This window comes from Burkholderia sp. Bp9015 (assembly GCF_003853505.1).
In the GTDB taxonomy this organism is placed as follows: domain Bacteria; phylum Pseudomonadota; class Gammaproteobacteria; order Burkholderiales; family Burkholderiaceae; genus Burkholderia.
Genome location: NZ_QTPZ01000058.1, coordinates 1 through 23,499, shown reverse-complemented (window position 1 = coordinate 23,499; position 23,499 = coordinate 1). Strand labels below are relative to the sequence as shown.

At 67.5% G+C, this 23,499-nt stretch carries 21 protein-coding genes; 11 read left to right on the top strand and 10 right to left on the bottom strand.

What is annotated here, in order from left to right; genetic code table 11:
• Positions 1 to 149: 149 nt before the first annotated feature.
• From DIE12_RS36045 to DIE12_RS36035, 3 genes are all read left to right on the top strand, one after another.
• Positions 150 to 650, top strand: a complete 501-nt coding sequence (locus tag DIE12_RS36045) for an Ohr family peroxiredoxin (RefSeq protein ID WP_124522780.1) — start codon at positions 150 to 152, stop codon at positions 648 to 650.
• Positions 651 to 834: 184 nt separating this feature from the next.
• A complete protein-coding gene (locus DIE12_RS36040; RefSeq protein WP_124522719.1) occupies positions 835 to 1,314 on the top strand; it encodes a carboxymuconolactone decarboxylase family protein in 480 nt (159 codons plus the stop codon).
• A gap of 4 nt (positions 1,315 to 1,318) precedes the next feature.
• Positions 1,319 to 1,723, top strand: coding sequence for a cupin domain-containing protein (locus DIE12_RS36035; protein ID WP_124522718.1), 405 nt, complete (start codon positions 1,319 to 1,321; stop codon positions 1,721 to 1,723).
• A gap of 253 nt (positions 1,724 to 1,976) precedes the next feature.
• On the opposite strand, the gene DIE12_RS36030 is transcribed toward DIE12_RS36035, so the two are convergent.
• The 9 genes from DIE12_RS36030 to DIE12_RS35990 form a co-directional block, all read right to left on the bottom strand.
• Positions 1,977 to 2,438 carry a MarR family winged helix-turn-helix transcriptional regulator gene (locus tag DIE12_RS36030; protein WP_124522716.1) on the bottom strand — a complete coding sequence of 154 codons (462 nt, stop codon included), beginning with the start codon at positions 2,436 to 2,438 and terminating at the stop codon, positions 1,977 to 1,979.
• Between the two features lie 160 nt (positions 2,439 to 2,598).
• Positions 2,599 to 3,312 (bottom strand): SDR family oxidoreductase, encoded by a 714-nt coding sequence (locus DIE12_RS36025; protein ID WP_124522714.1) that lies wholly within the window; start codon positions 3,310 to 3,312, stop codon positions 2,599 to 2,601.
• A gap of 72 nt (positions 3,313 to 3,384) precedes the next feature.
• The gene (locus DIE12_RS36020; RefSeq protein WP_124522712.1) at positions 3,385 to 3,759 is read right to left on the bottom strand and encodes a hypothetical protein; all 375 of its coding nucleotides are present in this window, start codon (positions 3,757 to 3,759) and stop codon (positions 3,385 to 3,387) included.
• A gap of 33 nt (positions 3,760 to 3,792) precedes the next feature.
• A complete protein-coding gene (locus tag DIE12_RS36015; RefSeq protein ID WP_124522710.1) occupies positions 3,793 to 4,674 on the bottom strand; it encodes an NmrA family NAD(P)-binding protein in 882 nt (293 codons plus the stop codon).
• 454 nt (positions 4,675 to 5,128) lie between these two features.
• Entirely contained in the window at positions 5,129 to 5,992 is an 864-nt protein-coding gene (locus DIE12_RS36010) for an IclR family transcriptional regulator (protein ID WP_124522708.1), read from the bottom strand.
• Positions 5,993 to 6,099: 107 nt separating this feature from the next.
• Positions 6,100 to 7,467, bottom strand: a complete 1,368-nt coding sequence (locus DIE12_RS36005; RefSeq protein WP_409364350.1) for an MFS transporter — start codon at positions 7,465 to 7,467, stop codon at positions 6,100 to 6,102.
• Between the two features lie 154 nt (positions 7,468 to 7,621).
• Entirely contained in the window at positions 7,622 to 8,455 is an 834-nt protein-coding gene (locus tag DIE12_RS36000) for a sugar phosphate isomerase/epimerase (protein ID WP_124522705.1), read from the bottom strand.
• Between the two features lie 39 nt (positions 8,456 to 8,494).
• Complete coding sequence (locus tag DIE12_RS35995; RefSeq protein WP_124522703.1) at positions 8,495 to 9,106, bottom strand: NIPSNAP family protein; 612 nt, start codon at positions 9,104 to 9,106, stop codon at positions 8,495 to 8,497.
• Complete coding sequence (locus tag DIE12_RS35990) at positions 9,103 to 10,848, bottom strand: FAD-dependent oxidoreductase (RefSeq protein WP_124522701.1); 1,746 nt, start codon at positions 10,846 to 10,848, stop codon at positions 9,103 to 9,105. The genes DIE12_RS35995 and DIE12_RS35990 overlap by 4 nt, the downstream gene beginning before the upstream one ends.
• Positions 10,849 to 10,986: 138 nt before the next feature.
• Between DIE12_RS35990 and DIE12_RS35985 the strand changes: the two genes are divergently transcribed.
• A complete protein-coding gene (locus DIE12_RS35985; protein ID WP_044848723.1) occupies positions 10,987 to 11,883 on the top strand; it encodes an NAD(P)-dependent oxidoreductase in 897 nt (298 codons plus the stop codon).
• Between the two features lie 21 nt (positions 11,884 to 11,904).
• On the opposite strand, the gene DIE12_RS35980 is transcribed toward DIE12_RS35985, so the two are convergent.
• Positions 11,905 to 12,951 (bottom strand): Gfo/Idh/MocA family protein, encoded by a 1,047-nt coding sequence (locus DIE12_RS35980; RefSeq protein ID WP_124522699.1) that lies wholly within the window; start codon positions 12,949 to 12,951, stop codon positions 11,905 to 11,907.
• A 214-nt stretch (positions 12,952 to 13,165) separates the two neighbouring features.
• On the opposite strand from DIE12_RS35980, the gene DIE12_RS35970 reads away from it, so the two are divergent.
• The 7 genes from DIE12_RS35970 to DIE12_RS35940 all read left to right on the top strand — a co-directional run bounded on the left by DIE12_RS35970 (position 13,166) and on the right by DIE12_RS35940 (position 23,436).
• On the top strand, positions 13,166 to 14,464 hold the full coding sequence (locus tag DIE12_RS35970) for an ABC transporter substrate-binding protein (RefSeq protein WP_124551558.1): 1,299 nt from the start codon (positions 13,166 to 13,168) through the stop codon (positions 14,462 to 14,464).
• A 108-nt stretch (positions 14,465 to 14,572) separates the two neighbouring features.
• A complete protein-coding gene (locus DIE12_RS35965) occupies positions 14,573 to 15,442 on the top strand; it encodes a branched-chain amino acid ABC transporter permease (protein WP_124522696.1) in 870 nt (289 codons plus the stop codon).
• Positions 15,439 to 17,994, top strand: coding sequence for a branched-chain amino acid ABC transporter ATP-binding protein/permease (locus DIE12_RS35960; RefSeq protein WP_124522694.1), 2,556 nt, complete (start codon positions 15,439 to 15,441; stop codon positions 17,992 to 17,994). Before DIE12_RS35965 ends, DIE12_RS35960 begins: the two co-directional genes overlap by 4 nt.
• Entirely contained in the window at positions 17,991 to 18,833 is an 843-nt protein-coding gene (locus DIE12_RS35955) for a shikimate dehydrogenase (RefSeq protein ID WP_124522692.1), read from the top strand. The genes DIE12_RS35960 and DIE12_RS35955 overlap by 4 nt, the downstream gene beginning before the upstream one ends.
• 252 nt (positions 18,834 to 19,085) lie before the next feature.
• Entirely contained in the window at positions 19,086 to 20,876 is a 1,791-nt protein-coding gene (locus DIE12_RS35950; RefSeq protein ID WP_124522690.1) for an FAD-binding protein, read from the top strand.
• 62 nt (positions 20,877 to 20,938) lie between these two features.
• On the top strand, positions 20,939 to 21,769 hold the full coding sequence (locus tag DIE12_RS35945; protein ID WP_124522688.1) for an aldo/keto reductase: 831 nt from the start codon (positions 20,939 to 20,941) through the stop codon (positions 21,767 to 21,769).
• 419 nt (positions 21,770 to 22,188) lie between these two features.
• Positions 22,189 to 23,436, top strand: a complete 1,248-nt coding sequence (locus DIE12_RS35940; protein ID WP_124522686.1) for an ROK family protein — start codon at positions 22,189 to 22,191, stop codon at positions 23,434 to 23,436.
• Positions 23,437 to 23,499 lie beyond the last annotated feature (63 nt).

Here is a 23,499-nt window from a genome sequence, read left to right as displayed (position 1 = left end):
GGCCCGGCGACGCGTCTTTGCCTAGCATGCAAGTGCGCGACGACCATCCTTCGGATGGCGGTCATGGGGAACGACCTGCGGGCAAGCGCCGCGCCGATACGTACGGCCCGGAACCCGCGCGTCGGTCAATACAGGTACCCGGGAGGGATATGGAGAACGAGAGGTTGCAGCCTCCGTCACCGACACTGCTCGACAAATACCGCGGACACGAATTCGTCGCGCTCTACACGACCACGGTCACCGTGTCCGGCGGCAAGACGGCACACGGCCGCGCATCGGGCGTCGCACGATCCGACGACGGCTGTCTCGCCCTCGATCTGCGCCTGCCGCGCGAACTCGGCGGCCCGGGCGGTGGCACCAATCCCGAGCAACTGCTAGCAGCCGGCTACGCCGCGTGCTTCCACGGCGCGCTGAGCCTGCTCGCGCAACGCGAGCGGATCGACATCCGCGACACGACCGTCGCAGTCGAAGTATCGTTCGGCCGCGATCCGGTCGACGGCGGATATGCGCTCGCCGCCAACGTCACCATCCGCATGCCGGGTGTGGACCGGCAGGTTGCGGAACGCCTGGTCCGCGATACGGAGCGCCTGTGTCCCTATACGAAGATGGCACGGCAGGGCATCCGCGGGGTTGTCGCGGTGTCGGACTGACGAACGTCGGCGGCGCGCCGCCACACCCGGCGCGCGATTGGTTCCGAAGCGGCAATAGAGTGCGCACCTTCCCGGCACTACTGGCCCGTGGGACCTGCAATTACGATGGTTGCCAGGCCGCTCGCGCAATGAATGGTCATGCGCAGCGCCGATAGCCCTGCCTCAGCAATCAGGAGAACGTATCATGACGCAACGTATCAACTACTTTCAGCAATCGCCGGAGCTGACGAAGAAGCTCGTCGAACTCGACGGGCTGCTTCAGAAGACGACGATCGAAGTGCAGGTTCGCGAGCTCGTCGAGATTCGCGCGTCGCAGCTCAACGGCTGCGCGTTCTGCGTCGACATGCACATCAAGATGGCCAGGATCCACGGCGAGCGCGAACTGCGCGCGCATCACGTCGCGATCTGGCGCGAGTCGCCGCTGTTCTCGCCGCGCGAGCGTGCCGCGCTCGAATGGACCGAAGCGCTGACGCAGCTTTCGCCGCACGGCGTGCCGGACGATCTCTACGATCGCGTGCGCGCCCACTTTGCCGAGAAGGAACTGTCGGATCTCACCGTCCTCGTCGGTGCAATCAACTGCTGGAACCGGCTGAACGTCGCGTTCCGGATGGTGCCCGGCTCGTTCGACAAGATGTTCGGTCTCGACAAGGCCAACCTGGAGTAACGACATGAAACGCATCGTGCTCGCGCTTGCACCGCTTGCGCTGTCGCTGCTGATGCCCGTTCCGCCGGCTGCCGCCGCGCCGCAGGCCAAGGTGACGCAACTGACCACGGAGCCGCTGCCCGAGTATCCGGGCAAGGAAGTGGAGATGATCGTCGTCGATTATCCGCCCGGCAGCGTCGACCCCGTTCATCGCCACGACGCGCACGCGTTCGTCTATGTGCTCGACGGCAGCATCGTGATGGGCCTGAACGGCGGCAAGACGGTCACGCTCCATGCAGGCGACACGTTCCACGAAGGTCCCGACGACGTGCACACGGTCGGACGAAACGCCAGCGGTACGAAGCCGGCGAAATTCGTCGTGTTCCTGATCAAGAACAAGGGCGCGCCGGTTCTCACGCCGGTGAAGTAGCGGGATCGTCGTCGAGGCGCCAGGTCGGCCGGAAACGGCAGCTCGGCGCCGCGAACGCACGCGTTCTGCATCGCGACGGCTTGCCTGGGCTGGCCGGCCGACGCCGTCCCGGCCGGCGGACAGCCGGCAACCGGTCATGCAAACCGCATGCCCCGCCTTTGAAGGCCCTTCGCTGAAAAGCCGGGATCGACTGCGTACAGCCGGATGCCCGATGCGGGCGACACATGGACATGAGCGCGACGGACGGGAAGCCTCAATCTTGCGACGATCCCATCGACACGTCGCCGACGAGCACCCCTCTCAACTGCTCTCGCCACGCCGTGACATTCTCCGCACCGTTCAGTCGCTCGAACTCCCGTTGCGCTGCCTGCCAGAGTGGCGATGCTCTTTCGTGCAGGCGCCGGCCCTCCTCGGTGAGTTCGACGAGGCGGCTTCGGCCGTCGGTGGGCGAGGGCTTGATCGTGACGAAGCCGTCGCGCTCCAGGAAGCCGACCATTTTCCCCATCGCCGTTCGTTCGATATCGAGCCGTTCGGCAAGGGCGTTGACGGGGGTACTTCCCACTTCGTGCAGGGCGGCCAGGGTGAGGAATTGCGTGATGCGCAGACCCGACGGCTCGAGATGGCTATCGTAGAGTCGGGAGATCTGCCTGCTCGCCTTCCTGACGGCGAAGCAGTTGCATTGATCGATGCCGAGCGGCTGGTTCACGGGCAACATCGGTTGCACTCCTGATTTCGGTTGATTGCGCGAACGCTACGCGCGCGTCGCGCGAAGCTACGGTGGCAGCTATCGATGATAGCCGGGAGCGACGGCGCTGGCCTGCGATCTGCGCACCTCGCGGCTCGCCGCCGAATCCGGCCCGTGTCGACTGCGGTGTTCAAAACCCTGCCGGCGGCGTGATGTAGCCGGGTATCTCGGCCGCGAGCGTGCTCTTCAGCACCGCTGTTCCCTCGTCGGCCATGACCTCGCTCTTGCCGGCGGCGAGCGCGTCGTAGGTCCGTCGCACGACGTCCTCGGGACTGGCTTTGGGCACGTCGATGCCGTTGGTCAGATCGGTGTCCACGAACCCGACGTGCAGGCCGAGAACCTGGATGCCACGCTCGCGCAGGTGAAAACGAAGCTGGTTCGTGTAGCTCCAGGCGGCGGCTTTCGACGCCGCATACGGTGTCAGATAGGGCCGCGGGAGCCACACGATGTCGGAAAGCACGTTGATGATCGCGGTATGCGGCCGGGCCGCCAGGATCTGTTCGAAGGCCCGTGTGACGCGCACCACGCCGTGGTAGTTGGTATCGAACAGGCGGGCCGACTGCGCTTCCACGTCGGCCGACAAAGGCCCGTCGATCAGCGCGGCAATGCCCGCGTTGTTGATCAGTAGCGTCGTGTCGGCCGCTTGTTTCGCCGCCTCGGCGATCGACGCCGGATCCGTGACATCGATCCTGAGCGGCACGATGCCCGGCTCGTCGAAACCGCTCGTGTTGCGCATACCCGCGTACACCTTCGCCGCCCCGCGCCGAAGCGCCTCGCGCGCAAAAGCAAGGCCCAGGCCGCGATTGGCACCGGTGATGAAGACGGTAGCGTTCTTGATATCCATGACAAGCTCCTGTTTCAAAAGCCGCGTGCCGGGAAAGTGTCGACTCCATCCACGAGCGCGCGGGCGCCTGGTTCAAAGGAAGACGTGTTCCGGCAACTGCTTCGAAAGCGACTCCCGCAGACGGGTCGCGAGAGTCAGTACGGCGCCAAGCGGGCTCATCCGCACGCTGACTCGCGGCACCGAGCCGTCGGCGTTGCGATCGGCGACCACGACCGCGCTCAACGTCTCGCCGCTCGTCAGAACGGCGTCGTATTCGAGAAAAAGCCGCGAGCCGACGACTTGAACGAACGTTGGCGCCTGCGACACGTAAAAGGTCCCGACGGCGTCGACGGCGAGCCGGATTTCGTCGCGCCCGATCACGGGAGCGCGCAACACCGAGCTGACCAGCTCGGCGTCGGCCGTCAGATCATCGAGAAACGGATGACGATCAGGTTGGACGGGTGACATGTTCAAACCTCCCGATTCGTTTCAAGCACGTGTTCACACGAATGCGGCCCGATACTTCTCGACGAACTGCTGAACCGAGAGCGGCGGCGTTCCGGTGACCTTCTCGACGACGTCGTTGGTGCCCGAGAAGATGCCGTCGTGGTAGTTCTGCGCGACTTCGACCAGATGCTGCGTGAGGAACGGCGGAAACTTGTAGAGGGTTTCCATCTTGTTCCGGAATGCCTCGATGGAAGTCGGCGCGTATTCGATCCGGGCGCCGAGAACCTCGCTCATCGCGGCTGCGATCTCGACGTGGTTCATCTCGACGGGGCCGTGGAGCGTGTAGGTCTTGCCCTCGTGGCCTTCGGGGCTGGCGAGGATGTGGGCGATCACGCGGCCCTGATCGTCGCTGGCAATCGGCGCGTGACGGCCGTCGCCAAACGGAAATTCGATCTTCTTCGTGGCCCATATCTCCCGCGCAAAATGCGGATAGACGAGCCAATCGGCGAAGAAGGTCGGGCGCAAATGCGTCGTCGCGACACCCGACCAATCGAAGACCTGCTCGGAGACCCAGTGATCCTGTGCCGCGTGGCTCAGCGACTCCCGGCGCGCGGAAATCTGCGACATGTTGACGATCGCCGTGACGCCCGCTTCCTTTGCTGCCTGCGCGAAATACGCCGCGGCCCCGATGATTCCCGGCGCGATCGGATGAAGGAAATACGCCGAGCGGATGCCTTCCATCGCTGCCCGAATCGCGTCGATGTCGGTGAAGTCGCCGACCGCGACATCGACGCCGCGCTGCCTCAGGACTGCCGCCCGATCATCATCCGTGCGCACATAGGCCCGCACGCGTTTGTGCATCTTGAGCAGCTCGTCAATGGCCATACCGCCGGTGCGTCCGGTTGCACCGCTTACAAGGATCTCAGGCTCGTTCATCGCTTCGCTCCGTTCGAAAGTGAGAGCATATGCTCCCTTGAGACGAAGATTAGGAGCATATGCTCTCATCGTCAAGTTTTTTTGTTGTGGCCCCGGATAACATCATGCTCGGGTCGGCAGACGGCGTTGCTAGCGAGCATCGACAGGAGGCCGGGCAGGTGTCCCGCGATTGAAAGCGCCAGAGGCGTCGATATCGTCCTGGCTTACCTGGATGGCGGAATGTTCAGTGTCTGCTCGCCTTGAGAAGAGAGGGGCCCGTGCGATTCGACGATGTGATTTCCCGTGGCGCGGCGAGGGCGCTGGAGATCATCAGTAAGGGCCCCGAGTATTCGATCTGCCCGTGGATTCGTACCGGCTGCAAACCGCAAATTGCCGTTCGCGCCGGTCATCGCCAGCAATTCACTGACCGACGATGCACATGAGACGCGTCGCGCCACCCCCCCGGCGCGACACACTAGCGCTTTGAAGCACGCCTGCGCGTCGTCGCCTTTGCTGCCGCGACCGGCGCCACTTCCGCCGGGGCAGCCGCCGTGCCCGTCCGCTTGAACCACGGCGAACCCAGCGTGGCCGCGCTCATGTCCGACGCAGCCGCGAGCAATAGCGGCGCGAGTTCCTTCAGGCGCGATTCCGGCAGGCGGCTCGTCGGCCCGGCGAGGCTCACGATACCGACCACTTCGTTCGTGACCGGATTGCGCACGGCCGCCGCGATCGACGTCATGCCGACCTCGTACGTCTCGATCGCCATCCCGTAGCCACGCTCGCGCGCGCCGTTCAGATCCTTCAGGAACTGCTGGATCGTCTTCGGTGCGCGCGGTACATTCTGCGCCTTCGCGCCGAGGCCGCCCTGCCTCGACACCAGTTCGATCGCGCGCTCGTCGGGCAGCGTCGCGAGCCACGCCTCGCCGCTCGCGGTGCAATGCAGCGGCGGCTGGCTGCCCATGTCCGGGTCGTAACGCAGCCCGGACTTCGCACCCTGCGCCTTGCCGACGAACGTGATGTGATCGTCCTCGACCACGCCCAGCCGTGCCAGTTCGCCCGACGACTCGGCCAGGCGATCGAGCACCGGTTGGGAAATGTCGAATACCCCGCTCGTCGACAAATAGATCAGCGCGAGCGACACCAGCTTCAGCGCCAGCATGTATTCGCCGTGCTCCTCGTCCTGACGGACGAACCCCTCGTCGATCAGCATCGACAGCAGGCGATGCGTGCCGCTGCGGGGAATGTTCAGCGTATCGGCAATGGTAGCCAGCGGCATGCGGCCGCCGTTCTTTGCCAGCAATTCCAGCACTGCGAGCGCACGCTCGAGATTTCCTGCCATGGCGCCTTCTCGTCCGTATGGTGAATGTCAAATAAGAACACAATTCCATACTGGAATTCAAGAGAATTTGCGCGACGCCGCCCCCCACCGTGGCGCCGCGCTCGCCGTCAGTGGCCGGCAGCCCCGCTCACGGCCACGAACCTCCCGCGATGGCGCGCGCCCTTGAGCAGCACCGCCGCGCCGCCCACGGCGGCAGGCACCGCAAGCGCCGCGAAGACCTGGCCGAAACTCCAGTTCGCATGGAGCATGGCCGCGCCCAGCATCGCGCCCGCGATGCCGCCGAAACGGCCGACCCCGAGCATCCAGCTCGTCCCGGTGGCCCGCATTTCGGTCGGATAGGAGCCGGCCGCCAGCGCGCAGAAGCCCGTATTCGAACCGTTCATGCAGTACCCGATGCCGAACGCGAGCACGCAGATGACGCCGAACGGATGAGCCGACACACCCATGTACCAGGCCAGCGCGCCGCCGGCGAGCACGGTCGCGCCGAGCGCGGCGTGCGGATTGAACCGGTCCATCTGCCAGCCGATCAGCAACGAGCCGACCGTTCCGCCCGCCTGGAACAGCGCGCCGACGATCGCCGCCTCGGCCAGCGAAAAACCCAGACCGCGAATCAGCGTCGGCAGCCAGTTGCCGAGCAGATAGACGGTCAGCAATCCCGCGAAGTAGCAGATCCACAGCATCACCGTGCCGAACGCATGTTCGCGCGACAGAATCGCGCGAACGGGACTGCGCACGTCGCGCGCCGGTTCGGCGGACACGAACCGCGTCCGTGCGTCGGCGACCGCCGGCTGTATGCGATTCAGCACGCCGATGAGCCGTGCGCGGCGCCGCTCCGACAGCGCGAGATACCGTGCCGATTCCGGCAGCCATTTGACGAGGATGGGCACGTACGCGATCGGCAGCACGCCGCCGAGCAGCAGGACCGAATGCCAGCCCCACGTTTCGATCATCCACGCGCTCACGAAACCGCCGCCCGCCGCGCCGAAGGTGAAGCCGCAGAACACGGCCGTCACCATCAGCGCGCGCCGCCGCGGCGGCGCATATTCAGCCATCAGCGTGGCCGCATTCGGCATCGACGCGCCCAGGCCGATGCCGGTCAGGAAGCGCAGCACCGTCAGCGACACCACGCCGGTCGCAAACGCCGATGCAATGCTCCACAGGCCGAAGAACATCACCGCGCTGACCATCACCGTCTTGCGGCCGAAGCGGTCGGACATCGGGCCGGCCGTGAGCGCGCCGAACGCGAGGCCGAGCAGGCCACCGCTCATCACCGGGCCCAGCGCGTCACGCGGAATCGACCACGCGCCGGAAATCGACGGCGCGATGAAGCCGATCATTACCGTGTCGAGCCCGTCGAGCATCACGATCAGCATGCACAACACCAGCACGAGCCACTGGAACCGGCCCACCGGCCGCGTATCGAGAAATTGCTGAACGTCGAGCGAGCGCGCGTCGTTCGATTCGCTTTCCTGAATGAAATGTTTCGGCCGTCGGGCCGTCTGCGAGGAAGTCATGCTGATGTCTCCGGAGATGCTGTTCTTGTTGTCGTATCGAATGCCCGATCCGCGCGCCGGCGCGATGCCTGGCGCCGATCGGGCCCGTCGCGTCGAGAAGGCGGCCGCCGCGCGATCAGGCCGGCACGGCCGCCGCATCGATCACGGCAACGGTCGCTTCACGCAGGCGGCGCGCGCGCTCGACGGCATGCGTCGTCTTCGCCCACGCTTCGTTCGGCACCTCGACGCTCACCGGCAGGTGAGCGGGCAGCGCGCGCAGGATGCCCGCAAGGTCGAGACCGCCCTCGCCCGGCACCATCCGCGCGCAGCGTGCCTGGAACAGCAGCGTGTCGACGTCGGTCGGCCGTTCGGCCGGCGCATCGCAGAACTGGACGTAGCCGAAGTACGCGTGCGGCAACGCGCGCAACGCGTCGAGCGACGAGCCGGTACGATCGAAGTGGATCGGATCGACGATCAATCCGGTGTTGCGCCGGCCGCACGCGTCGACGATGCGCGCGCCGGCGCCGATGTCCTTCACGTCGGTCCACGGCATCGGCTCCAGCGACGGCGACAGGCCGAGCGGCGCGGCCAGGTCGCACAGCCGGCCGAGCCGGTCGACGGTGCGCGCCTCGTCGGGATCGTTGCCGGCCACGAGGACGTAGCGCGCGCCGAGCTCCGCCGCCGTTTCGAGCATCGGCAGGTAGTGCGTCACGTCGGTATCGGGCTTCAGGCGCGCGATCTCGACGTCGAGCACACGCATGCCCGTATCGCGCAGGACCGCCAGCGTTTCGCGCTTGAGCGGCGTATCGCCGACGATCTCGTGGCGAACCTCGGTGTCGGTGGCCGGCAGCAGTCGCAGGCCGACGTAGTCGTAGCCGGCGTCGACGGCGCATCGCACCATCTGCGGCGGGCTCAGTTCGAGCACGGTCAGCGCCGACAGCGACAGCGCGCGGAATTGAGGCTGGGTCATATCGTCTCCTTGAGCGTCATGGCGCAATACGCGGCACGTTCAGCGCAACGGCGAAAACGGCGCGGGCACGCAGATCGTCGATTCCATGGTCGTGAGGTGGGCCGGGCCGCCCTTCGGCGGCCAGATGCCGTCCCTGACCGCTTCGGCGCGAATGCGCGAACGCTCGTCCACGCTCGCATACGGCCAGATGTTCAGGAACCGCGGCGTGTCGCCGTCGAGCGCATACATCGCGCCGACCAGCGGCGAGCGGCGGGTGCGCTCCGGCACCGCCTGCTCCCACACGTCGATCGTGTGCTGCAGGCTGCCGAGCTTCGTGCCATATACGCGCATCTCGTAGATGCCGCCGTGCACGGCCGGTTCGATCGGCGGCAGGAACGGGAACAGCGCATAGCTGGCCGTCTTCACGTCGACGATCGATTCGCCGCAGCCGAACGGGTTGCCTTCGAGCAGCATCCGCTTGCGCTCGGCGACGAGCGCGGCCTCCGATTCATAACCGCGCAGCACCAGCACCTGACCGAGCGTGCCGATGTCCGAGTACCACGCGCCGAGCAGCCTGCCGCCGTGCGGATCGCCGCTGGCCTGAATCCCTTCGAAGACCTGCGCGTTCGCGCCGATCTTCACCGTGAGCGTCACTACGTCATACAGTCTCATTGCGTTGTCCTCGAGGATGAATCGATGCCGGCACGCGCGGATTCGGGCGCGGCGTCGGCGAGAGAAAGGCCGGCGAGATAACCGAACGTCATCGCCGGGCCGAGTGTGATGCCGCCGCTGGGATAGCAGCCGCCCATCATGCTGGCGGAATCGTTGCCGACCGCGTAGAGGCCGGCGATCGCACGGCCGGCGTGGTCGAGCACGCGCGCGTCGCGGTCGGTGGCCAGGCCCGCGAACGTGCCGAGGCTGCCCGGCAGCAGCTTCACCGCATAGAACGGCCCCGCGTCGATCGGCGCGAGACATGGGTTCGGCTGCCGGTCGGCATCGCCCTGCACGCGGTTGTACGGCGTCGAGCCCTTGTGAAACGCCGGATCGCAACCCTGCTTCGCGTACTGGTTGTAGGTCGATACCGTGTCCACCAGCGAAGCGGCGTCGATTCCGCATTCGCGCGCGAGCGCGTCGAGCGTCGCGCCGCGCTTCAGATAGCCCGAGCGCCGGTACGGGCCGGTCGGGAACGGAAACGGCTTCGAGAAACCGAGCCCATAGCGCCGCTGAAAGCGATGGTCGCAGACGAGCCACGCGCATACTTCCTCGCCGGCCGGCGTCGTGTCGAGCAGCGCGGCAATGAAGTCGTGATACGACGATGCCTCGTTCACGAAGCGCTTGCCCGCGCGTGTCACCGCGATCACGCCCGGCTTCGCGCGTTCGATCAAATGCGGAAACGCAACGGCGTCGCCGCCCGGTTGCGGCACCAGCGAAACGGGCGCCCACGCGGCCGGCGCATCGAGCGACCGGTCGAAATGCGCACCGATCGATTCGCCGAGCCGGATCCCGTCGCCGGTATTGCAGAGCGGCGCCGCCGACCAGTGTTCGCGGCCCGACGGCGTATACGCGAACGTCTGCGCACGCCGCGCCTGATCGTGAGGGAAGCCTCCGCAAGCCAGCACGACGCCGCGCGCCGCGCGCACCTCGTGCACGATGCCGTCGATCGCCACGCGGGCGCCGATCACGCGCACGTCGTCGCGCAGCAGGCCGATCGCCTTCGCATGGGTGCGCAGGTCGACCCCGCGATCGGCGGCCGACTTCAACAGGCGCGCGACGAGCGCATTGCCGTTGACGAGATGCATCGAGCGCCCGTAACGCAGCTTGTGCCACGCGAACGCGGCCAGCCGGCGGCCGACATGCAGCGCGGAGCTCAGCGAGCGCGTCGCGCGATAGAAATGCGCGAGATCCTGGCCGGACGCGAGTGCCATCCCCTTGAGCGTCGTCACCGACAGCGGTGTGCGCAGCTTGTCGATCAGCGGGCCCAGTTCACGGCCGTCGTACGGCATCGCGCAGACCGAGCGCCCGCCCGTTCCGGCACCCGGCGTGGTGTGGAAATCGGGAATGCGGTTGCCGTCGACGAAGCGCAGCGCCGTGTTCCGCTCGAAGAATTCGATCATCTCCGGGCCGCGTTCGAGCAGCGCATCGGCCTTCGCCGCATCGAACTGCGCGCCCAGCTCGTTCTTCAGGTACGTGCGCGGCGCATCGATGTCCTCGCGAATGCCGGCACGCGTCGCGAGCGGATTGCGCGGAATCCACATCCATCCGCCCGACCACGCGGTGGTGCCGCCGAACGCGGCCTCCTTCTCGGCGACGATCACGCCCAGGCCCCGCGCCGCCGCCGTGACGGCCGCCGCGAGGCCGCCCGCGCCGGAGCCCAGTACCAGCACGTCGCAATCGAGTATCGGTTCACGCTTCATGTTCAGTCCTGCCCGTTCAGTATCTCCAACGCCGGATGCGACACGATCGCGACGTCCATGGAATATCATTGCGAAGTGGAATACTATTCCACTCAATCGGATTTCGCAAAGACTTTGTGACGACAGGGAGGCAACGCAATGCGAGTACTGGTAACGGGCGGCAGCGGTTTTCTCGGCGCATGGATCATCAGGAGGCTGCTGGCGCGCGGCATGGAATGCGTGAGCTTCGACGTGCGCACGAACCCGCGCCTCGTCGAGGCGCTCGCGCCCGAACGGGCTGCGGCCGTACGCTGGCGCACCGGCGACATCGCCGACGCGGCCGCCACGGCGCACGCCTTCGACGGCTGCGACGCGGCGATCCATCTCGCAGGCATCCTCACGCCCGACTGCGCGGCCGATCCCGTGCGCGGCGCGCGGGTCAACCTGATCGGCACGCTGAACGTATTCGAGGCCGCACGCTCGGCCGGGCTGCGACGCGTGCTCTATGCGAGCAGCGCCGGCGTATTCGGCCCCGACGACGGCGCCGTGCCGTTGCCGCAAACCCACTACGGCGCGTTCAAGCTGGCGTGCGAAGGATCGGCACGCGCGTACTGGCACGACCACGGGATCGCGAGCGTGGGCTTCCGTCCGCTCGTGGTCTATGGGGCCGGACGCGAGACCGGATCGAGCGCGGGGCCGAGCCTGGCCTGTCGGGCGGCCGCGCGCGGCGAGCGCTACACGATTCCGTTTACCGGCGCGACGGGCCTCGTGTTCGCCGACGACGTCGCCGCCGCTTACGAGGCCGCGCTGCTGGCCGACATCGAAGGCGCACACGCCTTCACGCTGGCGGGCGAGATCACCCCGGTGAACACGCTGATCGAACGGATCGCGGCCCTCGTGCCGGGTGCGCACATCGATGCCGGCGGCCCGCCGCTGCCGATCGCGACGGCGTTCCCGGACGACCCCGCGCTCGACCGCCTGCTGCCCGGCCTGCCGCGGACCGCGCTCGACGACGGACTGCGGCAGACGGTGGCGTTCTACCGGCGCCAGCGCTAGGCCGGCGCCCGCTACCCGCGGCTACGCGACGACGTCCGCGGGTGCAACGCCCGTGCGCGTCGCAGCCGCGCGATGCACGGCGAGCGTCGCCGCGAGCGTGCGCGCGGCGTCGTCGGCCGGACACAGCGGCGCCTCGGCGCCCGCGATCACCGCCGCGAAGTGGCGCAACTGCTCGTGATACGGATCGGCGCCATGCGGCGTGCAGCGCTCGACCGTCAATGGATCGTGCCAGCCCTTCCCGCTGCGGTATTCCCACAGATCGAGCTGCGGCAGCGTGAGCGAGGCATCGGTGCCGATCAGGAAATGCGTGTTCACCTGCTGGCGCGGATAGTGCGCGGCCTCGCCCGCCGCGAGATCCCAGTTCCACGGCGAGGTCGCGCAGTCGGACACGGCCAGCGTGCCGAGCGCGCCGCTGTCGAAGCGCAGCAGCACGGCGGCCGTGTCTTCCACGTCGAAACCGCGCACGCGATTGGACGCCTGGGCCTGCACCTCGACGATCTCGCCGAGCAGGAACCGCATGATGTCGATGTCGTGAATCAGGTTGATCAACACCGGGCCGCCGCCCGCGCGACGACGCCATTCGATGTCGAAATACGCGTCGGGCTTGTAGAACGTCGCGAGCGCATTGGCCGCGACGGGTTTGCCGAGCCGCCCCGACTGCACGATCTCTCGCGCGCGCCGCAAGACCGGATTGTGGCGGCGATGATGGCCGACCAGCAGCGGCACACTGGCCTCGCGTGCGGCGCGACCGAGGCCCGCCGCCGCCGCGACGCTGTCCGACACCGGCTTCTCGATCAGCGCCGGCACGCCGCGCGCGATGCAGGCAAGGCCGACCTCGACATGCGTCGCATTCGGCGTCGCGACGATCGCGCCGTCCGGGCGCATCGCGTCGAGCATCGTCGCGTAATCGGCGAACCAGCGCAGCCCCTCGGCACGCGCGAACTGCTCGGCCGCCGGCGACGGATCGGCGATCGCCGCGACTTCCACCTGCGCATGCGTGCGCGCGCGCTCCACGTGCATCCGCCCGATTGCGCCTGCACCGATCACTGCCAGCCGTCTTCTTGCCATCGCTTCATCTCCGTTGTGCGGGGCGTACGTGTCGCGTCGAGCCGTTCGTCTTCCGGATCGACCGGGTGAATACCCCGATTTATTGAAACCATCTTTGATTGTTGAATGCTATTCCACTTCTAACCAGAATTCACGAAAATTCGACACGTGTCGCGCGGCCCGCCCACGGACCGCACGGAATCGAACCTTGACCAGGAAACAGGAGGCCAGACACATGACTGATCAGCACGAGCAGAACGACACCCTTTCCGGCGCCCCGGCAGACGTGCCCGACCACCCGGCGGCGTCGCGCCGCGCGTGGCTCGTCACCGCGGGCAAGGCGCTCGCGGGCGGTGCCGCGGCGCTCGCCGCGCCGGCGATCGTGCGCGCGCAGGGCGAGCAACCGCTGAAGCTGGGCCTGCTGATGGCCAAGCAGGGTGTGTGGACCGAACAAGGCGAAGTGATCGCGAACGGCGTCAAGCTCGCGCTCGACGAGGCGGGCAACCAGGCGCGCGGCCGGCGCGTCGATCTCGTCTGGTACGACGAACCGAACCCGCAGTCGGCGCAGCAGAACATGCAGAAGCTCGTCGAGCAGGACCACGCGATCGCGGCGATCGGCGGCACGAACAGCGGCACGTCGCTCGCGATGTCGTCGGTCGCATGGCGCACCAGGACGCCTTACATCGCGCCGAACGCCGCCGCGCGCGAGCTGACCGGCAGCAGTTGCAACCCGTACACGTTCCGCGTGCTGAGCCCGACGCCCGTCGCATGCCGCGCACTCGCGCCGTCGATGCTCGCGATCGGCAAGAAATGGCACTTCCTCGTCGCGAACTATGCGTACGGGCAGGACATTCAGCGCGCGATGTCCGACTTGTTGAAACAGGCCGGCGGCGTCATCACCGGCGCCGACGTCACGCCGCTCAACACCACCGACTTCAGCTCGTTCATCCTGAAGATCCGCCAGTCGAAACCCGATGTCGTGCTGCTCGGGCTGCCGGGCGGCGACCTGTCGACGTTCCTGAAGCAATACGCGGAAATGGGCATGAAAGGCCGCATCCCGGTGGCGTGCCCGATCATCGGCGACTCGGATCTCTGGTCGATCAACGCCGACGCCGCCACCGGCTACTACGGCAAGCCGTGGCATTTCAGCTCGCCGGGCCATGCGCCGGAAGAAGTTGCGTTCATCAGGAAGTACACGGCGAAGTACGGCAAGCCGCCGGCCGACAAGGCCTGGATCGGCTGGTTCACGGCGCGCGCACTGCTGCAGGCGATCAACCACGCGAAGAGCACGTCCGGCGCGGACATCGTGCAGAGCCTGGAGACCATTCAGGTCGCCGACGGCAGCGGCGCCGCCTACTTCCGCCCGTGGGACCACCAGTTGTTGCGGCGCTGGAGCGTGTTCAAGGTGAAGGACCGGATCGGCGACAAATGGGACTGGCTCGACCCGATCTCCGTCGTGCCGCAGAACCCCGGCGACCTCGACCGTCTCTTCGGCACACGCGAGGAGATCGGCTGCAAGATGGCCGCGCGCTGAGCCCGCGCGCCGCCGCCCCAAGCGTATCCCGCGCGCGTCGCGGCCCGCCGCTCGCCCGTCACGACGGGCCGCGGCGCGGCGCGGCGAGCCGCACTCTGGAGTAAGGGCATGGCTGAAATGTTGTTGTCCCAGGTCGCCAACGGACTGGTGCTGGGGTTCCTCTATGTATTGCTCGCGATCGGACTGTCGATCATCTGCGGGCTGCTGGGCATCGTGAATTTCGCGCATGGCGCGCTCTTCGCGCTCGGCGCGTATTTCGCGATCGCACTGTCGACGCAGTTCGGATGGGCCGCCGTCGCGCTCGCACCGGTGCTCGTCGCGGCGGTGGGCGTGCTGATCGAAGTGGTGTTCATCCGGCGCCTGTACGGCAAGGAGCCGCTCCTCGGCCTGATCGTCACGTTCGCGCTGTCGCTGCTGCTCACCGCACTGGTTCGCCTCGTGTGGGGCGCGGGCGGGCTGCCGTTCAGTCCGCCCGGGATGCTCAACGGGTTTCTCGTATACGGGCCGCTGCTGATCACGAAGTATCGGCTGTTCGTGCTCGCCGCGACGATCGCGATCCTCGTCGTGCTGTGGTGGTTCATGAACTACACGCCATACGGGCGGATCCTGCGCGCCGGCAGCCGCGATCCTGAAATGGTCGGCCTGCTCGGCATCAACCTGCCGCGCGTGCTGACCGGCGCGTTCGCGCTCGGCGCGCTGCTCGCGGGTGCCGCGGGCGTGCTCGCGGCACCGCTCGTCACGGTCACGCCGGGGATGGCGACGACCGCCGTGATGCCCGCGTTCGTGATCGTCACGATCGGCGGGCTCGGCTCGTTCGCCGGCGCGGTGGTCGCCGGCCTGCTGGTCGGCATCGCAACCGCGCTGGCCGTCCAGTTCTTTCCGGCGGGCTCGTCGGTCGCGATGTACGCGCTGATGGCACTCGTCCTTCTCGTGCGCCCTCGCGGGCTGTTTGGTGAACGCTGGGAGCGCTTCGAATGAAATTCGATTATCTGACCCGCCATCCGGTTGCAGTGCTGACCACCGCGCTCGTCCTCGTGTCGCTTGCCCTCACCGCGACCGGCACGCCGCTCGAGCGCGCAACCCAGATCGCGATCTACACGCTCTACGGGATGGGCGTGAACCTGCTGGTCGCGTATACGGGGCTCGTCCCGTTCGGCGCATCGGTGTTCTTCGGCACGGCCACGTACCTGGTCGCCGTGTCGCTGCTGCGCGTGCTGGGCAACGAGTTGCTCGCGCTGGCGGCCACCGTGATCGTGACGACCGTGCTCGCCGCGCTGATCGGCGCGGTTGTGTTGCGCCGGCGTGGGCTCTACTTCTCGCTGCTCACCCTCGCCTGTTCGCAGATCGCGTTCGAGATCGCGTTCAAGTGGACCGACGTGACCGGCGGTGAAAACGGCCTGCAGAACGTGCCGCGCCCGACCTTCCCGACGACCGTCGGCTTCCACGTATTCGCATGCGTGACGGTGATCGCCATCGCCTGTCTGCTATGGCGCCTCGTGCACGCGCCGTTCGGACGGGCGCTGCAGGCACTGCGCGACAACGAGCAGCGCGCGGCGAGCCTCGGCTACGACACGTATCGGCTCAAGCTGCGCGCGTTCGTGATCTCGGCTGCGGTGATCGGCTACGCGGGCGGCCTGCTGTGCCTGATGCTGCAGGGCGCGTACGCGAACAACCTGAGCTGGGAGCACGCGGGCGACAGCCTGCTGATGACCGTGCTCGGCGGTGTCCACCAGTTTCTCGGGCCGCTGTGGGGCGCGATCGCGTTCATCCTGCTCGAAGACAAGCTCAGCAGCCTGACCGAGCACTGGTGGCTGATCTTCGCGCCGATCGTCATCGCGTTCGCGTTCTTCTCGCCCGAGGGCATCCACGGCATCGCGCAGCGGCTGTTGCGACGTCCGCGCTGGACCCTCGTGCGCGACACGATTCCCGTGCGCCCCGCCACGATCGCGCCGTATCGCGCGGGCGGCGTCGAGACCGATCCCGCCACGCCCGTGCTGAGCGTGCGCGGATTGTCGAAGCGTTTCGGCTCGCTCGTGACCGCCGAACGGATCGACCTCGACGTCCATCCGTGCCGGCTGCACAGCTTCATCGGCCCGAACGGCGCGGGCAAGACCACGTTCTTCAACATGCTGACGGGCGTGCTGTCGCCGACGGCCGGCACGATCACGTTCGACGGCAAGGACGTGACGAAGCTCGCCATGTTCCGCCGCGTGCGGCTCGGCATGAGTCGCTCGTTCCAGATCCTCAGCGTATTTCGCAATCTCACCGTGTTCGAGAACGTGCGGGTCGCGGTGCAGGCCGCGCAGCACGATCGCCTCGGCCTCTGGCGCGACGCGCACACGCTCGGCGAACAGAACGAGATGACCTGGTCGCTGCTCGCGGCGGTCGGGCTGACCGAGCGCGCGGCGCATGGTTGCGAAAGCCTGTCGCACGGCGAGCAGCGCCTGCTCGAAATCGCGCTGTCGCTCGCGACTCGCGCACGCCTGCTGCTGCTCGACGAGCCGCTCGCGGGGCTTGCCGAAGCCGACCGCGTGCGCGTGGCGGCGATCATCCGCGAACTGGCGAACCATCACGCGGTGCTGCTGATCGAGCACGACATCGATCGCGTGCTGACGATTTCCGATCGCGTCAGCGTGCTCCATCGCGGCCGGCTGATCGCCGACGGCTCGCCGGCCGAAGTCGCGCGCCATCCCGAGGTGATCGAAGCCTACCTGGGCCACGCGAAGGGCGAGCGGCCGGTCGATGCGAGGCTGGCCGCCCGACGCGGCGTGCAGCACGAAGATGCCGCACCGGCGCGACGCCCGCTGCTGCGCCTCGAAGGCGTGAAGGCCGGTTATACCGGCAACACGATCCTCGACGGCATCGACCTCACGCTCCACGAAGGCGAAGTGATCGCGATCCTCGGACGCAACGGCGTCGGCAAGACGACGACGTTGCGCGCCGCGACCGGCGTCGCCGACGTGACGGCCGGGCGCATCGTGTTCGACGGCCACGACATCACCGGGCGCCCCGCGCACGAGATCAATCGTCTCGGCCTCGCGATGGTGCCCGAGGGCCGCCGCCTGTTCCCGAACCTCACGGTCGCCGAGAACCTGCGGCTCGCCGCACGCAAGGGCGGCGCGAGCGTCGACGAGATGTTCGCGCTGTTCCCGCGACTCGCGACGCGCAAGGATGCGCGCGCCGAACATCTGTCCGGCGGCGAACGACAGATGGTGGCGATCGCGCGCGCGCTGATGGCGCCGGCGAAGGCGATCCTGCTCGACGAACCGTTCGAGGGGCTCGCGCCCGCCGTCGTACAGGAAGTGCTCGACGCGGTAGTCAAGCTGCGCGAGCGCGCGAGCGTCGTGATCGTCGAGCACCAGGCCGACATGGTGCTGCCGATCGCGGATCGCGCGTACGTGCTCGTCAACGGTCGCGTCGCGCACGAAAGCAGCGCGGTCGCGCTCGAACAGGACACCGCCACCCAGGCGAAATTGCTCGGCATCGTACACGACGAGGCCGGTTCAACCCAGGAGATGAAAACAGCATGACAGCCCCCTTGACCCCGACCGCCCCGGTTTCGCTCGACGAAGGCCTGAGCGGTGCGACCCGCATTCATTTCATCGTCGGCGATCCGATCGCGCAGGTCCGTTCGCCGAAAGGCGTGACGGCCGCGCTGCGCGAGGCCGGACTCGACGCGCTGGTCGTTCCCGCTCATGTCGCACCGTCCGATCTTGCGGCGTTCTTCGCGGGCATCACACCGATGCGCAACGTCGACGGCGTGATCATCACCGTGCCGCACAAATTCAGCGCCGCCGGGTTCTGCTCGCGCCTGTCCGATGAAGCGGCATTCCTCGGCGCGGCGAATACGCTACGACGCACCGCCGAAGGCGGCTGGCACGGCGGCATGTTCGACGGCACCGGTTTCGTCGCCGCGCTCGGCGACGAAGGCTGCGACCTGCGCGGCAAGCGCGCACTGCTGGTCGGCGCGGGCGGCGCAGGCTCGGCAATCGGCCATGCGCTGGTGATGGCGGGTGTCACGTCGCTCGACGTGCGCGACAACGATGCCGGCCGCACCGCGTCGCTGGTCGAGCGGCTGGCCACGCTGCAACGCGGCACGGTGCGCGTCGCCGCCGCGGAGGTCGCAGCCGAATCGTTCGACGTGATCGTCAATGCGTCGCCGATGGGCATGCGGCCGGACGATCCGCTGCCCGTCGACGTCTCGCGCGTGCCGGCCACCGCGTTCGTCGGCGACGTCGTCACGAAACCGCCGCTCACGCCGTTCATCGAGGCGGCGCGTGCCCGCGGTTGCCGAACCGTCACGGGCACGCAGATGTTCGCGCGGGTCTGCGATCGAATGGTCGCATTCCTGGTCGATACCGCCGCCTGAGTGCATGTGGACAGGTCGCGATCGTCATGCGCGGCGCGGCCTGCCGAATCGTTTCCGCCGCGCCGGCGTCGACGCGCAGCCGGTGCAGGCATCGTGCACCCTGAATGAAGTCGCGCCTCGTCTTCCGGACATATTTCGGAACACTATTCCACTTTCTTTGTTATTGGAATAACATTCCACAAAGATCGAAGCCTCTTCCGCCGCGCGCACGAATCCGGACGTGCGGCGGAACGAAACGAAGGAGACGTGGACATGGCTGCAGTGCAACAGGGTTGGGACGAAGAGGTGGACCTGCTGGTGTTCGGCGCAGGTGCGGCGGGCATGACCGCCGCGCTCGTCGCGCATCACGAGGGGCTCGCCGTCCTGATTTGCGAAAAAACCGCCGCGGTGGGCGGCATCACGTCCACGTCGGGCGGCACGACGTGGGTGCCGGGCACACGCTTGAGCGTCGCCGCGGGCGTGCCCGACAGCGTCGACGATGCGCGCCGCTTCCTGCAGTCGGTGGTCGGCGCGCGCGGCGGCGACGACGCGCGCGAAGCATTTCTGCAAAGCGGCCCCGACGCGATCGACGAACTCGCGCGCATCAGCGACGTGAAGTTCGTCGCCGCCACCGCACATCCGGATTACGTCAACGGCCCGGGCGCGGCCTACGGCGGCCGGGCGCTCGTGCCCGCGCCGTTCGATGCGCGCGTGCTCGGCCGCGCGTTCGCGCGCGTGCGCCCGCCGCGCAAGGAATTCATGGGCCTCGGCGGCATGATGGTCGCGCGCGCCGACCTCAATGCGCTGCTCGCGCCGTTCGCGTCGGTCGCGAACTTCAAGCGCACGATCACGGTCGTCGGGCGCTATGCGATGGATCGCCTGCGCTTTCCGCGCGGCACGCAGCTGGTGATGGGCAACGCGCTCGCCGCCCGGCTCTATTACAGCCTGCTCAAACGCCAGGTCGAGATTCGCTTCGACACGCCGCTGCTCGAACTGGTACGCGAGAACGGCCGCGTCACCGGCGCCATCGTCACGACACCGGATGGCGGTCGCAAGCGAATCGGCGCGCGGCGCGGCGTGGTGCTCGCGACCGGCGGCATCACGCGCCATCCGTCGCTGCGCCGGCAGTTCTTCCCTGCCGCGGCCCAGCCGCTGTCGCTGTCGCCGAATACGCATACCGGCGACGGCGTCGACCGCGCACAGCGCGTCAATGCGCGGGTCGAAAACGGCGGCGACAGCCCGGGGCTATGGATGCCGTGTTCGATCCGCCGCGCACCGGGCGCCCCCACGGGCAGCGACGGCGACAGCGTCTGGCCGCACATCATTCTCGATCGCGCGAAGCCCGGCCTCATCGCGGTCAACAGCCGCGGCGAGCGCTTCGTCAACGAATCGAACTCATACCACGACTTCGTGATGGGCATGCTGCGCGACAGCGGCAACGGGCCGAGCGTGCCGGCCCATCTGATCGTCGATGCTGCGTTCATTCGCACCTATGGCCTCGGCCTGCTGATGCCGGCGCGCAGTGCGGCCCGCATCGCCGAATTCGAACGCGCCGGCTATCTGGTGAAAGGTGCAACGCTGGCCGAGCTGGCGGCGAAGTTGCAGGTGGATGCGAACGGCCTGGCGCGCACCGTCGCGACCTACAATCGCGACGCCGCCAATGGCGAGGATCCGGCATTCCAGCGCGGCAGCAGCCCGATGAGCCGCTTCAACGGCGATCCGGCCCAACAGCCGAATCCGTGCATCCGGCCGATCGGCGCGGGGCCTTACTACGCGCTGACCGTATGGCCGGCCGATCTCGCGTGCAGCGCGGGGTTGAGCGGCACGGCGAACGGCGAGGTGATCGATGTCGACGGGCGCGTGATCCCCGGCCTGTTCGCGTGCGGCAACGATCTCGCGTCGATCTTTCGCGGCACGTACCCCGGCCCCGGCACGACGCTCGGCCCGGCCATCGTATTCGGCTGGCGCATCGCGAAGTTCGTCGCGCGACGCGAAGCGGCATCGACGGGCACATCACCCGCGGCCGCGGTGCACCGCTCGACCTGCGACAGCGCGCAACGCTGACGAACGCGCCGGCACGGCACGCGCAGGCCGCGCCGGCTCACCCCATCGAGAAGGAGTCGTTCATGCAACGCATCGTCAACCGCCATCGATTGAACATGCCGAAACTGGGGCTCGGCACATGGCCCATGCTCGGCGACGAATGCACGCGCGCGGTCGCGCTCGCACTGGAGTCGGGCTATCGCCATATCGATACCGCAGCCGCGTACGAGAACGAAGCGGCGGTCGGCAACGCCATCGCCGCTTCGAACGTCCCGCGCGAGCAGATTCACGTGACCAGCAAGGTATGGTGGGACAAGTTGAACCCCGAACGCATGCGGAAATCGCTCGACGACACCTTGCGCGCGCTGCGCTGCGACTACGTGGACCTGTTCCTGATCCACTGGCCGGCGCCCGACTGGAATCTTGCCGAGACGATCGACACGCTCGTTTCGTTCAAGGAGCAGGGACGCGCCCGCGCGATCGGCGTCGCGAACTTCCCGCTTGCGCTGTTGCGCGCCGTCGTCGAACAGATGCAGGCGCCACTGGCCGCGATACAGGTCGAGTATCACGTGCTGCTCGGTCAGGCGCGGCTGCTGCAATTCGCGCGCCAACATGACATGGCGCTGATCGCGTACAGCCCGCTCGCGCGCAACCGCGTGTCGGAGATCCCGGAACTGCAGCGGATCGCCGACAAGCATCGCGTGCTGCCGAGCCAGGTGGCGCTGAAATGGCTGCTCGACCAGCCGAACGTGGCCGCCGTGCCGAAGGCGGCCGGGCAACGCAATCAGCTCGCCAATCTGGCATCGCTCGACGTGAACCTGGACGACGCTGATCGGGCGCTGATCGCCGGCCTGCCGAAGAATCAGCGGCTCGTGAGTCCGGCGTTCGCGCCGCAGTGGGATCCGGCCATGTAAGGAACGGCGTGTGGGTCGGCAATCGTTGCGGGCACGGGATGAAATCGCGGCTTCGGCACGCCTGTCGCCCACGCCGCGCGGCCCCTTCACCTGGGTGCCGGCCCGATCACGGGCGCCGGAACCCGATCGGCGTCGACGAATCGCTCGACGCCGACAGACCGGAGATCGCACTGGCCAGCACTGGGGCTTTGCATCGCGCCTGCACCGCGAGCCAATGCCCGCAAGGCATTCAAATCCGGCCCCATAAATCAGAATTTGTGCCGGTCAACACCTGACCGATCGAGACCTGGCACCCGCCATCTTCCGCAAGCATGTCTTTCCGGGGTTTACCTAACTGACTGGACGCCGAACGCATGCTTAAATAAATCAACTTGATTTATTTAATGCGCCGAAAGCGGCGCCACATGGAGGGAGACGCCATGCGAAGCCCGCACATCGGCCAGGGCAGCAACTCGGTCAACGTGCGCCGTTACAACGAGCGCCTTTTGCTGAAGACGCTGCGCCGTACCGGCAGCGCGTCGAAGGCCGACCTCGCCCGCCACGCGAACATGACGAGTGCGGCTGTCGGCGGCATCATCGCGTCGCTCGCCGACGCGAAACTGATCGAATTCGCCGGCCGCACCGAAGGCCAGCGCGGCCAGCCGGCGTCGCTGATTCGTCTCGATCCCAATGGGGCATTCGGCATCGGCGTCCGCATCGACCGCATGCGCATCGAAACGGCGCTGGTCAACTTCGCGGGCGAGATCATCGGCCGCCGCTCCCACGACACCCTGCTCCCTCCGCCCGCGACCGTGCTCGAACTGGTTCGCAGCGACATCGAAGAGATGCAACTGCTGCTGCCCGCGCAGGATCGCGATCGGCTGGCGGGCGTCGGCGTGGCCCATCCGTTCAACCTGGGGAGCTGGCTGCGCGAACTCGGCCTGCCGGCCGAAGCCTTCCGCGCGTGGGCCGAGATCGACCTGGCCCGGGAACTCGCTAATGTCATTCCGCTGCCGGTGTTCAGCGAAAACGACGGCAATGCGGCCGCCATCGCCGAGCTCTTTTACGGCTGCGGCCGGCAACGCGACAATTTCGTCTATCTGTTCCTCGGACCGGTGATCGGCGGCGGGATCGCGATCGACGGCGACTGCCTGCACGGCCGCACCGGCAACGCCGGCGATTTCGCCGTGATGCCCGTACACCCGAGCCGCCTGCCCTCGGCGCCCGCGCCGCACGGCGCGTGGGACATCCTCCTGACGCGTGCATCGTTGAGCGCGCTGATTCGTCATCTGCGCCATTGCGGCGAGCAGGTCGAGAACCGCGCGGATCTCGACGACTGCATCGCACGCAACGTGCCGGCCGTCGACGAATGGATCGACGATTGCGTCGATGCGCTCGCGTTCGCGCTGCGCGGGGCGCTATCCGTACTCGATTTGCCGGTCGTCGTCCTTGATTCGGACGTCGATGCCGGCCTGCTCGACACGCTCATGCAACGCCTGGGCGTGGCGCTCGCCGACATCACGCCGGAAGCCCGCAGCGCGCCGGAACTCGTGCGCGGCTCGTTCGGCGCCGACGCCGGCGCGATCGGCGCCGCGACGCTGCCGATGTTCTTCAATTTCTCACCACGCTCCGGCATCCTGCGCGGTGCAGGCCTGGATACGCAAGAGGTCGCTTATGTCGCGTTCTGAGTCCCCCCGGCCGCTGCTCGAGATGCGCGGCATCAGCAAGACCTTCCCGGCCGTGCGCGCGCT

What these genes read in the sequence shown, in the direction of transcription:
- DIE12_RS36045 (WP_124522780.1), top strand. Translation starts at nt 150, where the DNA reads ATGGAGAACGAGAGGTTGCAGCCTCCGTCACCGACACTGCTCGACAAA.
- DIE12_RS36040 (WP_124522719.1), top strand. Translation starts at nt 835, where the DNA reads ATGACGCAACGTATCAACTACTTTCAGCAATCGCCGGAGCTGACGAAG.
- DIE12_RS36035 (WP_124522718.1), top strand. Translation starts at nt 1,319, where the DNA reads ATGAAACGCATCGTGCTCGCGCTTGCACCGCTTGCGCTGTCGCTGCTG.
- DIE12_RS36030 (WP_124522716.1), bottom strand. Translation starts at nt 2,438, where the DNA reads ATGTTGCCCGTGAACCAGCCGCTCGGCATCGATCAATGCAACTGCTTC.
- DIE12_RS36025 (WP_124522714.1), bottom strand. Translation starts at nt 3,312, where the DNA reads ATGGATATCAAGAACGCTACCGTCTTCATCACCGGTGCCAATCGCGGC.
- DIE12_RS36020 (WP_124522712.1), bottom strand. Translation starts at nt 3,759, where the DNA reads ATGTCACCCGTCCAACCTGATCGTCATCCGTTTCTCGATGATCTGACG.
- DIE12_RS36015 (WP_124522710.1), bottom strand. Translation starts at nt 4,674, where the DNA reads ATGAACGAGCCTGAGATCCTTGTAAGCGGTGCAACCGGACGCACCGGC.
- DIE12_RS36010 (WP_124522708.1), bottom strand. Translation starts at nt 5,992, where the DNA reads ATGGCAGGAAATCTCGAGCGTGCGCTCGCAGTGCTGGAATTGCTGGCA.
- DIE12_RS36000 (WP_124522705.1), bottom strand. Translation starts at nt 8,455, where the DNA reads ATGACCCAGCCTCAATTCCGCGCGCTGTCGCTGTCGGCGCTGACCGTG.
- DIE12_RS35995 (WP_124522703.1), bottom strand. Translation starts at nt 9,106, where the DNA reads ATGAGACTGTATGACGTAGTGACGCTCACGGTGAAGATCGGCGCGAAC.
- DIE12_RS35990 (WP_124522701.1), bottom strand. Translation starts at nt 10,848, where the DNA reads ATGAAGCGTGAACCGATACTCGATTGCGACGTGCTGGTACTGGGCTCC.
- DIE12_RS35985 (WP_044848723.1), top strand. Translation starts at nt 10,987, where the DNA reads ATGCGAGTACTGGTAACGGGCGGCAGCGGTTTTCTCGGCGCATGGATC.
- DIE12_RS35980 (WP_124522699.1), bottom strand. Translation starts at nt 12,951, where the DNA reads ATGGCAAGAAGACGGCTGGCAGTGATCGGTGCAGGCGCAATCGGGCGG.
- DIE12_RS35970 (WP_124551558.1), top strand. Translation starts at nt 13,166, where the DNA reads ATGACTGATCAGCACGAGCAGAACGACACCCTTTCCGGCGCCCCGGCA.
- DIE12_RS35965 (WP_124522696.1), top strand. Translation starts at nt 14,573, where the DNA reads ATGGCTGAAATGTTGTTGTCCCAGGTCGCCAACGGACTGGTGCTGGGG.
- DIE12_RS35960 (WP_124522694.1), top strand. Translation starts at nt 15,439, where the DNA reads ATGAAATTCGATTATCTGACCCGCCATCCGGTTGCAGTGCTGACCACC.
- DIE12_RS35955 (WP_124522692.1), top strand. Translation starts at nt 17,991, where the DNA reads ATGACAGCCCCCTTGACCCCGACCGCCCCGGTTTCGCTCGACGAAGGC.
- DIE12_RS35950 (WP_124522690.1), top strand. Translation starts at nt 19,086, where the DNA reads ATGGCTGCAGTGCAACAGGGTTGGGACGAAGAGGTGGACCTGCTGGTG.
- DIE12_RS35945 (WP_124522688.1), top strand. Translation starts at nt 20,939, where the DNA reads ATGCAACGCATCGTCAACCGCCATCGATTGAACATGCCGAAACTGGGG.
- DIE12_RS35940 (WP_124522686.1), top strand. Translation starts at nt 22,189, where the DNA reads ATGCGAAGCCCGCACATCGGCCAGGGCAGCAACTCGGTCAACGTGCGC.